The sequence below is a fragment of the Curtobacterium sp. UCD-KPL2560 genome, from assembly GCF_001705035.1.
Classification (GTDB): domain Bacteria; phylum Actinomycetota; class Actinomycetes; order Actinomycetales; family Microbacteriaceae; genus Curtobacterium.
Genome location: NZ_MCIG01000083.1, coordinates 1 through 12,928 on the forward strand (window position 1 = coordinate 1; position 12,928 = coordinate 12,928).

A 12,928-nucleotide genomic window follows, 5' to 3' on the forward strand; every position below is an offset into this window, starting at 1 on the left:
GCGACGGACACCCCGATCGACACCGCCCCGACCCCGGCGAGCACCGCCAGCATCGCCCACTCCGGTCCGGCGAACCGCGCCGCCCGAGCCCACGTCCGCCGACCCGGCGCGCCGAACCCCCGCGACTCCATCGCGACCGCGAGGGTCGTCGCACGCCGCAGCGCCAGGACGAGCAACGCGAACGCCATCGACGCACCGCGTCGCAGCCGCCCGGTGTCCGCCACCCCGCGGGCACGCCGCGCGGCGCCGAGCTGGCGCCAGTCGTCGCCCAGCAGCGTCATCATCCGGATCGCGGCGAGCGCGCCGAGCACGAAGCGCGCCGGTAGCTTGAGCAGCTGCGCGAGCCCGTCCGCCAGGTCGGTGGGATCGGCCCGGACGAACAGCGCGACGGCGGGCAGCCCCACGGCGATGACCCGGAGGGCGGTCGCGAGCGCGAGTCCGAGCGACCCGTCCGTGACGTGCGCGAAGCCGAGATCGAACCACTCCCGCCCCGACGGCCGTCCGTACAGCGCGATGCTCAGGGCGGTCAGCGGCACGGCGGCCAGGAGCGGCGCGGTCCGCAGCAGCAGGGTCCGCCACGGCAGGCGGAGGAGCGGGAGCAGCAGGACCTCGAGCGCGAGGGCGACCGCCGCCGACACCACGTCGAGGCTGAGGACCAGGCACGTCCCGAGTGCGAGCACCCCGAGCAGCGACGCGACGGGCTGCACCCCGCGGATGCCGCGGGGTCGGACGGGAGGCCTGGCTCGCGTCCCGGACACCGGCTCGGCGCCGCCGGTGGTCGCCCCCACCGCCGTGCCCACCTCGTCCGCGGAACGCCCGGGAGCGCGCACGGGCGCAGCTGCGGACGCGGGTGCCTCAGCGGCACCGGCACCAGCACCGGCCACGCCCTCGGGCCCCGCCGTCCCGAGGCCGGCCGGTCGCAGCCCGTCCTCCCCGAGCACGACCTCGTCCGCGTCGAGCGCCCGGACGAGGTCACGGTCGTGCGTCACCGCCACGATCGCGGTCCCGGTGTCGGCGAGCGCACCGAGCCGGTCGACCACGGCCTGCCAGGTGGCCCGGTCCTGACCGGACGTCGGTTCGTCGAGCACGAGGACCGACGGCTCCGCGGCGAGCACCGTGCCGATCGCGAGGCGCCGCTGCTCACCACCCGAGAGCGTGAACGGGTTGGCGTCGGCGAGGTGCTGCAGCCCGAGGTCGTCGAGGACCCGCTGCACCCGCTCGTCGACGTCCGTCCGGCCGAGGGCTCGCGGACCGGTGGCGAGTTCCTCGCGGACGGTCCGGGCGACGAACTGGTGCTCGGGGTCCTGGAACACGGTGCCGATGCGGGCGGCGAGCTCGCGACTGGTCCACGCCGACGGAGCGGGACCGACCGCGCCCTGCCCGGCGCTGTCGCCGCCCCGCAGCGTGTCGGTCGCGGCGAGCGACCCGGCGGCCGGCGGCAGGAGGCCCGCGAGCGTCAGCCCGAGCGTCGACTTGCCGACGCCGTTCGGGCCGGTGATCGCGAGGACTCGTCCGGCTCGGACCTCGACGTCGATGCCCGTGCCGACCGGGTGGTGTCGGCCCCGTGCGGTGCCGAGGTCGCGCGCGACGAGCAGCGGCGCACCGAGGACACCCCCGGAGGCTCCCGCCCCGGACAGCCGGAGCACCGCGCCACCGGACCGCGCCGCGTCACCGGACCGTGCCGATCCCCGCGCCGGCTCCGACCCGGGCACCCACACGCCGGCCGCGCCGAGCGCCGCACCGTGCTCGGCGAGCACCTCCGCGGGCGGCCCGTCGGCGACGACCCCGCCCTCGGGCTCGAGCAGCACGAGCCGGTCGACCAGGTCGAGCCACGTGCCGATCCGGTGTTCGACGACGAGCAGGGTGGCGCCGGTCTCGTCGAGCACGGCCCGGACCGCGTCGTGGACCTGGGCGACCCCCGCGGGATCGAGGTTGGCGCACGGCTCGTCGAGCACGAGGGCGCCCGGACGCATGGCCAGCACGCCGGCGAGGGCGAGCCGCTGCCGCTGCCCGCCGGACAGCGCGGTCGTCGAGCGATCGAGCGGCAGGTCCAGTCCGACGACGTCGAGCGCGTGGCGTACCCGGCGCCAGGTCTCGTCCCGCGGGACACCGGTGTTCTCGCAGCCGAAGGCCACGTCGTCCCCGACCCGCGACATCACGGTGTGCGCCTCGGGGTCCTGCATGACGAGCCCGACACGCCCGCGCACCGATCCGGGCGGCCGGTCGTCGACGAGCACCGTGCCCTGCACCGCGGCGGCGGTGTCGTCGTCGGGGTCGGGTTCGTCGGGCAGCACGGCGGCGACCGCACGCAGCAGCGTCGACTTCCCCGCGCCGGACGGCCCGACGACGGCGACCCGCTCCCCCGGGCGGATCACCAGGTCGACGCCGCGCACGGCCCACCTGTCGCGCGCCGCGTAGCGCCAGCCCCAGTCACGGAACTCGATGCCGGCCGCGCCGCTCGACCCGGAGGGCGCACCCACGGCCTCGACGGCGCCGGCGTCCGCGGGCCCCGCCGCGGTGTGACCGGCGCCCGCGGACACGGTCGTCACGCTCGGGAGGCCGCGCTCGACCGCTTGGTGTGCTCGCGTCCCGCGGCGAACTGCGACAGCACCCCGGTGGCGGCGAGCGCCCGCACGACCAGCCACGACCCGGCACCGGCGATGACCGCGCCGGAGACGATGCCGCAGACGACGTAGACGACCTTGAAGCCGGCGTCCAGGCCCGGGTACCAGAGCACCGTGTCGTTCAGGCCCATCGCGAGGCCGGCTGCGGCGCCCGCGAGGACGACCACGGGCAGGCGGTAGGCGCGGTACAGGAACAGTGCGAGGACGAGTTCGGCGCCGAGGCCCTGGACGAGTCCGGCCTCGAGGGTGAGCCATCCCCACTGGGTGCCGAGCAGCGCCTCGACCGAGGCAGCGACCATCTCGGCGTACAGTGCGGCGCCGGGCTTCCGCACGATGATCGCGACGACCGGTCCGGCGAGCAACCAGACGCCGCCGAACAGCGACTGCGAGCCCGGCAGGACGAGCGCGCTCACGGTGCTGAGGGGCTCGTAGCCGAACTCCCAGAGCTTGAAGACGACGCCGATGGCGACCGCGAGGACGCTCGCGACGACGATGTCGACGACGCGCCAGCGCAGCGAGCGCCCGGTGGTCGTGGACGGTGCGGTGGACTGCATGGTTGCAGGCATGGTGCTGACTCCTCCCTGCGCCGGCATGATCCGGATCAGGTTCGACGGTCGGAGCGCCGTTCGCTCCCTCTCAGCCCGGTGGACCCGGACTCCCGTGTGTGTAGGCGTCAGTCTAGACGCGCGCCGGTCGCGCGCCGCGACCCGTGCGCAGACCGGTCGCGTCGGTCGCGTGACGCGACCACGGACGCAACGGGAGGCCCGTGGCGGCGTCGCCACGGGCCTCCCGTCCGTCATCGGGTCACTTCTTGAGTGCGCGCACCAGCTTCGCGAGCGCCTTGCCGGTCACCCAGATGGTCGGGATGCTCACCGCGAGCAGGGAGATGAGGTTCGGCTCGAACTGCAGGTCCTGTCCCGGGCGGCGGACGTACGCGCCCACCGGGATCGAGAGGCCACCGCCCCCGCCGCCTCCGTTGTCGCCGTCGCCGCCGGCACCGAAGCCGTACCAGCCGAGCGACACGGGGATGAGGGTCTGGTCGCCGACCTCGATCGGCTCGCCGTAGTTGGTGGAGACGCCGACCGGGCGCACCTTGTCCGCGATCTGGCTCACGATGTCAGTCATGCGCGCGAGGCTACTCGGCCGTTCCTCCACAGCCCGTGGCCCGCGCGCTGCTGTCCACTGCGGGGCCTCGTCTGCGGACGCGGGCAGGTCACGCCGATATGTTGGCGGGACCCACCACTGGAGGACCGTTTGCACACCTGGCCCGGCAATCCGTACCCACTCGGCGCGACCTACGACGGCAGCGGCACCAACTTCGCCCTGTTCAGCGAGGTGGCAGAGCGGGTCGAGCTCTGCCTGTTCGACGCCGCGGGGAACGAGGAACGCGTCGACCTGGTCGAGGTGGACGCGTACGTCTGGCACGCCTACCTGCCGAACATCGCCCCGGGACAGGAGTACGGCTTCCGTGTGCACGCGCCGTACGACCCCGAGAGCGGGGTCCGGGGCAACCCGTCGAAGCTCCTGCTCGACCCGTACGCCAAGGCGACGAGCGGCGAGATCGACTGGGACCAGTCGCTCTTCTCGTACACGTTCGGCGACCCCGACTCCACGAACGACGACGACTCCGCCTCGCACATGATGAAGGGCGTCGTCATCAACCCCTTCTTCGACTGGCAGGGCGACCGGGCACCCGGGATCCCCTACGGCGAGACGGTCATCTACGAAGCGCACGTCAAGGGCCTCACCGAGACCCACCCCGACGTGCCCGAGGAACAGCGCGGAACGTACGCGGGCGTGGCGCACCCGGCGGTCATCGAGCACCTCAAGCGCCTCGGCGTCACCACGCTCGAGCTCATGCCCGTGCACCAGTTCGTGAACGACTCGACCCTGCAGGAGAAGGGGCTGTCGAACTACTGGGGCTACAACACCATCGGGTTCTTCGCCCCGCACTCGCACTACTCGGCCTCGGGCGACCAGGGCCAGCAGGTGCAGGAGTTCAAGGCGATGGTGCGCGAGCTGCACCGCGCCGGCATCGAGGTCGTGCTCGACGTCGTCTACAACCACACCGCCGAGGGCAACCACCTCGGCCCGACGCTGTCGTTCCGCGGCATCGACAACGCCGCGTACTACCGGCTCGTCGACGACGACAAGCGCTACTACATGGACTACACGGGCACCGGGAACTCGCTCAACGTCGGGCACCCGCACTCGCTGCAGCTCATCATGGACTCGCTGCGCTACTGGGTGACCGAGATGCACGTCGACGGCTTCCGCTTCGACCTCGCGGCCGCGCTCGCCCGCGAGTTCTACGAGGTCGACCGGCTCGCGGCGTTCTTCGAACTGGTGCAGCAGGACCCGGTGGTGTCGCAGGTGAAGCTCATCGCCGAGCCCTGGGACGTCGGCCCCGGCGGCTACCAGGTCGGCAACTTCCCGCCACAGTGGTCCGAGTGGAACGGCAAGTACCGCGACACCGTGCGCGACTTCTGGCGCGGTGAACCGGCGACGCTCGGCGAGTTCGCGTCGCGCATCTCCGGTTCGGCCGACCTCTACGAACACGACGGCCGCACGCCCAAGGCGAGCATCAACTTCATCACCGCGCACGACGGCTTCACGCTGTACGACCTCGTCGCCTACAACGAGAAGCACAACGAGGCCAACGGCGAGGACAACAACGACGGCGAGAGCCACAACCGGTCCTGGAACTCCGGGGTCGAGGGTCCGACCGACGACGACACCGTGAACGCGCTCCGACTGCAGCGTCGACGCAACTTCCTCGCCACGCTGCTGCTCAGCCAGGGCGTGCCGATGATCGCGCACGGCGACGAACTCGGCCGCACCCAGTCGGGCAACAACAACGTGTACGCGCAGGACTCCGCGATCAGCTGGATCGACTGGGAGCTCGCCGACGACGACCTCGTCCAGTTCACGGCCGACGTGGTCAAGCTCCGGCACGACCACCCGACGTTCCGCCGCACGCGGTACTTCAACGGCCGCCCGGTCCGGCGCGGCGAGGGCGAGCCCCTGCCCGACGTCGTGTGGCTCACGCCCTCCGGCGAGGCCATGGACCCCGAGGACTGGGACTCCGGCTTCGGCAAGAGCGTCGGCATGTACCTGAACGGCGACGGCATCCGCGGCCGTGACCGCTGGGGCGAGCGGGTCACCGACGTCGCGTTCCTGACGTACTACAACGCCCACGACGACGTCGTGATGTTCATCCTCCCGCCCGAGGAGTACGCGCCCGGCTGGACGGTGCGCATCGACACCGCCGAGCCCGGCGCCCGCGACGAGGTGCACGAGGCGGGCACACCGCTCGACGTCCCCGCGCGCTCGATGATCGTGCTCCGCGCCGAACCCGACCACGTCGTCTCGACCACGCCGGTCGAGGTCGGCTCGGACGCCGTCACCGGAGCGGGCGCCACGACCCCGACCACCGCCAACCCCGCGGGTGCGCCCGTGGCGTCGGCCTCCGAGGACGGCACCGACGCCGCGGGCGCGGATGCTGCTGCGGCTGCGGATGCCGCTGCCGCTGCCGCTGCCGACACGGGCGCAGACGCGGCCGAGGACGCGGACCCGACCGTCGCCGCTCCCGGCACCGCGCCGGGGGCCGAGGCCGGGGCGGACGCGCCGGTCGCGGGCTCGAGCTCGAGCCCGCGCTCGGACGCACCAGCGGCCCCGTCCGACGAGCACGACACCAGCACGACGAACGACGAGCACGACGGACCCGACGCGCTCGACGAACCCGACAGCACAGGAGCACCCGCGTGAGCACCCGACGCGTCCCCACCTCCACCTACCGACTCCAGGTCACGGCGGACTTCGACCTGACCCGGGCAGCCGAGGTGGTGGACCACATCCGCGAGCTCGGCGCCGACTGGGTGTACCTCTCCCCCGTGCTGCAGGCCGAGCCCGGCTCGCAGCACGGCTACGACGTCGTCGACCACGGGCACGTCGACACCGAGCGCGGCGGCGACGAGGCCCTGCGCGGTCTCGCCGAGGCCGCGCACGCCGCCGGCCTCGGCGTCCTCGTGGACATCGTGCCGAACCACGTCGGCGTCGCCACCCCCGAGGTGAACCCGTGGTGGTGGTCCCTCCTCGAGCAGGGCCAGGGCTCGCCCGTCGCGTGGGCGTTCGACGTCGACTGGGACGCCGGCGACGGCAAGGTCCGCATCCCGGTGCTCGACGACCGCCTGCTCGACGCCGTGGCCCTCGACCGGTCGGACGCCGACCGCCCCGTGCTCCGCGTCGGCGAGACCGCGTACCCGACCGCGGCCGGCTCCGTGCAGGACGGCGACGACGTGACCGCCGTGCACGCCCGCCAGCACTACGAGTTCGTGCACTGGAAGCGCGCCGACCACGACCTCAACTACCGCCGGTTCTTCGCGGTCAACACCCTCGCCGCGATCCGAGTCGAGGAGCCCGAGGTCTTCGCCGCGTCGCACGCCACGATCGGCGGCTGGTTCCGCGACGGGCTGGTCGACGGCCTGCGGATCGACCACCCGGACGGCCTGTACGACCCGGCTGGCTACCTGCAGGACCTGCACGAGCTGACCGGCGGCGCGTACACGCTCGTCGAGAAGATCCTCGAGCCGGGCGAGCAGCTGCCCTCGTCGTGGCCGGTCGACGGCACGACCGGGTACGACGCCCTCGGCCTGCTCGACCGCGTCCTCGTCGACCCGGTCGGCGAGGAAGCCCTGACCGCCGCCTCCGGTGCGGAGCCGGGCGACTGGAAGCAGCTCACCCACGACACCCGACGCGGCATCGCCGACGGGATCCTCGGCAGCGAGGTCGCCCGGCTCGCCCGGCTGCTCGCGCCGACCGCTCCCGACGTGCCGCAGGAGCGGATCGTCGACGCGGTGGCCGAGATCGTCGCCTCGTTCGACGTCTACCGGACCTACCTGCCCGAGGGCGTCCACAACCTCATCGACGCCCTCGAAGGAGCCGCCGAGGCACGCCCCGACCTCGACGACGTGATCGACCGGATCGCCCCGGCGCTCGTGGACCCGCAGCACGCCGCCGCGATCCGGCTGCAGCAGACGTCCGGCATGGTGATGGCGAAGGGCGTCGAGGACACCGCGTACTACCGCACCTCGCGCCTGAGCTCGCTGAGCGAGGTCGGCGCGGACCCGAGCGTCTTCGCGGTGTCCGTGCGCGACTTCCACCAGGCGCAGCGCGACCGCCAGGGCAGCTGGCCGCACACCATGACGACCCTGACGACGCACGACACCAAGCGGAGCGAGGACACCCGTGCGCGCATCGCGGTGCTCGCCGAACTCGGCTCGGAGTGGTCGGCGGCGCTCGAGCGGCTGAACACGCTGGCACCGCTGCCCGACGCGGTCCTCGCCGACCTGCTCTGGCAGGCGATCGTCGGATCCCGCCCGGCGAGCCGTGAGCGCCTGCACGCCTACGCCGAGAAGGCCTCGCGCGAAGCGGGCGACAGCACGACCTGGACCGAGCCTGACGAGGCCTTCGAGCGGCAGATGCACGCCCTCGTCGACGCCGCGTTCGACGACCCCGAGGTGGTCGCCGTGCTCGACGAGCTCGACCGCACGGTCGACGCCGCCGGCTGGTCGAACGGCCTCGCGCAGAAGCTCGTCCAGCTGACCATGCCGGGCGTCCCCGATGTCTACCAGGGCACCGAGGCGTGGGACCGCTCGCTCGTCGACCCCGACAACCGTCGACCGGTCGACTACGCCGAGCTCCGGCACGTCCTCGCCACCCTCGACGGGCCGGAGGACGCGGGCCCCGAGCACCTCCCCGCGGTCGGGATCGACGGCGCCGCGAAGGTGCTCGTCACCAGCCGCGCGCTGCGTGTCCGCCGCGACCACCCCGAGCTGTTCACCCGGTACCTCGAACTCGAGGCGACCGGGATCGCGGCCGACCACGTCCTCGCGTTCGACCGCGGCGGCGCGGTGACGGTCGCGACCCGGCTCCCGGTCGGGCTGGAGCGTGTCGGCGGCTGGGGCGACACGCTGGTGCACCCGGTGCCGCTCGAGCGTGTCGACCTGCTCACCGGCCGACGCTTCCCGGCCGCGCGTGGCATCGCCCTGTCCGAGCTCCTCGCCGACTACCCGGTCGCGCTGCTCGTCCCGGCCGACCTCGCCGAGCGTGACGACACCGCCACCACGGCGACCACGTCCACCACCACGGACGGTTCCGGCACCCGGGACCGCTCCGACACCGCGGCGGAAGCCGACGGCACCGTCCTCGACCAGCAGGCCGAGATCGAGATCCTGGAGGGTCACGCATGACCGTTCCCGCACGCTACGGCGTCTGGGCACCCAACCCCGAGCGCGTCCGACTCGTCGTCGACGGCGTCGAGCACGCGCTCACCCGCGGCGACGACGACTGGTGGACGACCGACGAGGTCGTCCCCGTCGTGGGCGCCCGGTACGGGTTCCGGATCGACGACGACGACGCGGTCCGTCCCGACCCGCGCAGCCGCTACCAGCCCGAGGGGGTGCACGGCCCGTCCGAGGTCGTCGACCCCGAGCGCTTCGCCTGGACCGACGACGCATGGACCGGTCGTCCGGCCCGCGGCGGCGTCATCTACGAGATGCACGTCGGCACGTACACGCCCGAGGGCACGCTCGACGCCGCCGCCGCAAAGCTCGACCACCTGGTCGAGCTCGGCGTGGAGTTCGTCGAACTCCTCCCGGTGAACGCCGTCAACGGCGAGTGGAACTGGGGCTACGACGGGGTCGGCTGGTTCGCCGTGCACCACCCGTACGGCGGCCCGGACGCCTACGACCGGTTCGTCGACACCGCGCACTCGCTCGGGCTCGGCGTCATCCAGGACGTCGTCTACAACCACCTCGGCCCGAGCGGCAACTACCTGCCGCTGTACGGTCCGTACCTGCTGCAGGGACTCGGCAACACCTGGGGTGACTCGGTCAACGTCGAGCACCCCGAGGTCCGGCGCTACGTGCTCGACAACGTCCGCATGTGGTTCCGCGACCACCACGTCGACGGGCTGCGCCTCGACGCGGTGCACGCGATCCGCGACACCACCCGCCCGCACGTGCTGCAGGCGATGGCGTCGGAGACCGAGGCCTACTCGGAGTTCGCCGGCCGCCCGCTGTCGCTCATCGCCGAGTCGGACCTCAACGACCCGGTCATGTTCCGCTCGCAGGAGGCCGGCGGGTACGGGCTCGCCGGACAGTGGTCCGACGACTTCCACCACGCGGTCCACGTCGCCCTCACCGGCGAGACGAACGGCTACTACGCCGACTTCGCCCCGCTGTCGGCGCTCGCGAAGGTCCTCGACCACGGGTTCTTCCACGACGGCACGTGGTCGTCCTTCCGCGGGAAGCGCCACGGGCGTCCGATCGACCGCGGCACCTCGCCGGCGACCGCCCTCGTGGTCGCGAACCAGAACCACGACCAGATCGGCAACCGTGCCGCCGGCGACCGTCTCGCCGCCACCCTGGACGACGAGTCCCTCGTGATCGCCGCCGCCCTGACGCTGCTCGGTCCGTTCACGCCCATGCTGTTCATGGGCGAGGAGTTCGCCGCGACGACGCCGTGGCAGTTCTTCACCTCGCACCCCGAGCCGGCGCTCGGCAAGGTGACGGCAGAGGGACGCATCAAGGAGTTCGCCGAGCACGGCTGGGACGAGTCGACGGTCCCGGACCCGCAGGACCCGTCCACGTTCACGAACTCGAAGCTCGACTGGGCGGACGCCTCGTCGGACCGCGGGTCCGCGATCCTCCGGGCGTACCGGGTGCTCGTCGCGCTCCGCCGCACCGACCAGGCGTTCGTCGACCACCGCTACGAGGCGAACGCGGTCCGCTTCGACGAGCACGACCGGTGGCTCGTGCTGACGCGCGGGCTCCTCGGGCCGGACGCCGCACCGGTGCACGTGGTCGTCAACTTCGCCGACGACGCCGCCGAGGTCCCGGTGCCCGACGCGGCCGGCGAGGAGCTCTACCGCTTCGGTGAGGCCTCGGTCGAGGACGGGCTCGTCCGCTTCGCGTCCCGTGGCGTGGTCGTGGTGCGCTGACGACCGTCTGACGGTCCACACGACGGACGGGAGGCACGGGTGCCCAGCGGCACCGCGCCTCCCGTCCGTCGTGTGGCGGGTTGCCGCGCTCGGCGCGTCGGACGCGATCCGCACGGCCGACGCCCGCGACCCGCGCAGCGGACCACGATCCGCGGCGCCGGTGCGGCCCCGGGCGCGACGCGCGGCGCGGGTCACCGGGCCGGAGCCCGGGTCACCACCCGCGGCATCGCGCCGCTCCGAACGGGACTGCTCAGGCCGGTCAGGTCCGGTCGACGGCGACGTGCGCGTTCGTCCGGACGGACGGCAGTCGGCGGTGGTCCTTCACGAGCGACCGGACCTCGCGCAGGCGGCGGTCGATCCCCCACTTCGTGACGAGGGTGAGGCTCTCGCGGACGATGTTGCCGCTCATCTTCGAGACGCCGAACTCGCGCTCGGTGAAGACGATCGGCGTCTCGACGACGTGCAGACCGGCCTCGAGAGCGCGCCAGCACAGGTCGACCTGGAAGCAGTAGCCCTTCGACGCGATGCCCGACAGGTCGATGCGCTCGAGGGCGTCCGCGGTGAACACCCGGAACCCGCCCGTGGCGTCACGGACCGCGATGCCGAGGGCCATCCGCGTGTAGAGGTTGCCGCCGCGGGACAGGAACTCGCGGTACCACGGCCAGTTCTCGACCTCGCCGCCCCTGATCCACCGGGAGCCGAGCACCAGGTCGTTCGTGTCGGCGAGCTCGAGCATGCGCGGGAGGTACTCCGGGTGGTGCGAGCCGTCCGCGTCCATCTCGACGAGCTTGCCGTAGCCCCGCTCGAGCCCCCACGCGAAACCGGCGAGGTACGCGCCGCCGAGGCCGTCCTTCACCGTGCGGTGCAGCACGTGCACGCGGTCGGTCTCACGGGCGATCGCGTCCGCGATGTCACCGGTGCCGTCCGGGGAGTTGTCGTCGACGACGAGCACGTGGACGTCACCGTCGGTCGCTGCCAGCGTGCGTGCGACGATGGGACGGACGTTCTCCGCCTCGTCGTAGGTCGGGATGATGACCAGGGACTTGCTCATGATGCTCCTTGTTCGCACCACGACCGTACCGGTCCCCGCCCCCGAACCTCCTCCGCACCGCTGCGAAGCCGGTCAGGGTGCGTGTCGCGGCCGCCACCACGCAGCGGACGGGAGGCGCGGTGCCGGCTGGCACCGCGCCTCCCGTCCGTCGGGTGGTCGCGTCAGGCGGGACGCTGCGCCGGGCTGACCGACTTGGATGCGTCGCGCTCCGGGATGTCACCCAGGGCCTCGTCGATGGCGGCGAGTGCATCCGCGTCGAGCGTCACGCCCGCGGCCTTCACGTTGTCCGTGACCTGCTCGGGACGCGAGGCGCCGACGATGGCGCTCGCGACGTTCTCGTTCTGCAGGGTCCACGCGATCGCGAGCTGGGCGAGCGTGAGGCCGGCCTGCTCGGCGACGGGCTGCAGGCGCTGCACGGCCTCGAGGACCTCGTCGCGCATGAACCGCTTGATCATGTCCGCGCCGCCCTTCTCGTCCGTGGCGCGGGAGCCCTCGGGCAGCGGCTGGCCCGGCTTGTACTTGCCGGTCAGCACGCCCTGGGCGATGGGCGACCAGACGATCTGCGACAGGCCGAGCTGCTTCGAGGCCGGCACGACCTCGCCCTCGATGACCCGCCAGAGCATCGAGTACTGCGGCTGGTTCGAGATGAGCTGGAAGCCGAGCTCCTTGGCCAGCGCGGCACCGGCGCGGATCTGCTCGGCGTTCCACTCGCTGACGCCGATGTACAGCGCCTTGCCCTGCCGCACCACGTCGGCGAAGGCCTGCATGGTCTCCTCGAGCGGGGTCTCGTGGTCGTAGCGGTGGGCCTGGTACAGGTCGACGTAGTCGGTCTGCAGGCGCTCGAGCGAGCCGTTGATCGACTCCATGATGTGCTTGCGGCTGAGCCCGACGTCGTTGTGGCCCTTCGGCCCGGTCGGCCAGTAGACCTTCGTGAAGACCTCGAGCGACTGGCGACGCTCGCCCTTGAGGGCCTCGCCGAGGACGGTCTCGGCCGCCGTGTTCGCGTACGTGTCGGCCGTGTCGAAGGTGGTGATGCCGGCGTCGAGCGCTGCCCGCACGCACTGGGTGGCGACGTCGTTCTCGACCTGCGAGCCGTGCGTCAGCCAGTTGCCGTAGGTGATCTCGGAGATCTTGAGACCTGAGTTGCCTAGGTACCTGAATTCCATGGTGCTGACGCTAGCGGGGTCTGCGCGCGGGTGAGAGGTCGTGTGAGTACCTGGTTGCCGGGGGCGGGCTCGTTCGTCTGTCCGC

General features: G+C 72.7%; 8 protein-coding genes and 1 riboswitch. Of the genes, 3 read left to right on the forward strand and 5 right to left on the reverse strand.

The genetic code is table 11. The annotated features are described in order from the left end of the window. From BEP24_RS14270 to BEP24_RS14280, 3 genes are all read right to left on the reverse strand, one after another. A partial coding sequence (locus BEP24_RS14270; protein ID WP_216093149.1) for an ATP-binding cassette domain-containing protein occupies positions 1-2,540 on the reverse strand: 2,540 nt, incomplete at its 3' end. A gap of 5 nt (positions 2,541-2,545) precedes the next feature. Next, positions 2,546-3,190: an ECF transporter S component gene (locus BEP24_RS14275; RefSeq protein WP_253181708.1), complete on the reverse strand. Its 645-nt coding sequence runs from the start codon at positions 3,188-3,190 to the stop codon at positions 2,546-2,548. Further along, positions 3,185-3,296, reverse strand: a riboswitch (TPP riboswitch). Its footprint overlaps the gene before it by 6 nt. 132 nt (positions 3,297-3,428) lie before the next feature. After that, positions 3,429-3,749, reverse strand: a complete 321-nt coding sequence (locus BEP24_RS14280; protein WP_065964529.1) for a hypothetical protein — start codon at positions 3,747-3,749, stop codon at positions 3,429-3,431. A 129-nt stretch (positions 3,750-3,878) separates the two neighbouring features. On the opposite strand from BEP24_RS14280, the gene glgX reads away from it, so the two are divergent. Genes glgX through treZ form a run of 3 tightly spaced genes read left to right on the forward strand, consistent with a single transcriptional unit; the run spans position 3,879 to position 10,626 of the window. Beyond that, positions 3,879-6,392 carry a glycogen debranching protein GlgX gene (gene glgX, locus BEP24_RS14285; protein ID WP_171898831.1) on the forward strand — a complete coding sequence of 838 codons (2,514 nt, stop codon included), beginning with the start codon at positions 3,879-3,881 and terminating at the stop codon, positions 6,390-6,392. Then, the gene (gene treY, locus BEP24_RS14290; RefSeq protein ID WP_065964531.1) at positions 6,389-8,875 is read left to right on the forward strand and encodes a malto-oligosyltrehalose synthase; all 2,487 of its coding nucleotides are present in this window, start codon (positions 6,389-6,391) and stop codon (positions 8,873-8,875) included. Before glgX ends, treY begins: the two co-directional genes overlap by 4 nt. Further along, on the forward strand, positions 8,872-10,626 hold the full coding sequence (gene treZ, locus BEP24_RS14295; RefSeq protein ID WP_065964533.1) for a malto-oligosyltrehalose trehalohydrolase: 1,755 nt from the start codon (positions 8,872-8,874) through the stop codon (positions 10,624-10,626). The genes treY and treZ overlap by 4 nt, the downstream gene beginning before the upstream one ends. A 259-nt stretch (positions 10,627-10,885) precedes the next feature. Here treZ and BEP24_RS14300 read toward each other — a convergent pair whose 3' ends face one another. Together BEP24_RS14300 and BEP24_RS14305 are read right to left on the reverse strand one after the other, a co-directional pair. Then, positions 10,886-11,677, reverse strand: coding sequence for a polyprenol monophosphomannose synthase (locus tag BEP24_RS14300; protein WP_065964537.1), 792 nt, complete (start codon positions 11,675-11,677; stop codon positions 10,886-10,888). A 161-nt stretch (positions 11,678-11,838) separates the two neighbouring features. Then, a complete protein-coding gene (locus BEP24_RS14305) occupies positions 11,839-12,843 on the reverse strand; it encodes an aldo/keto reductase family protein (RefSeq protein ID WP_065964539.1) in 1,005 nt (334 codons plus the stop codon). Between the last annotated feature and the right edge of the window lie 85 nt (positions 12,844-12,928).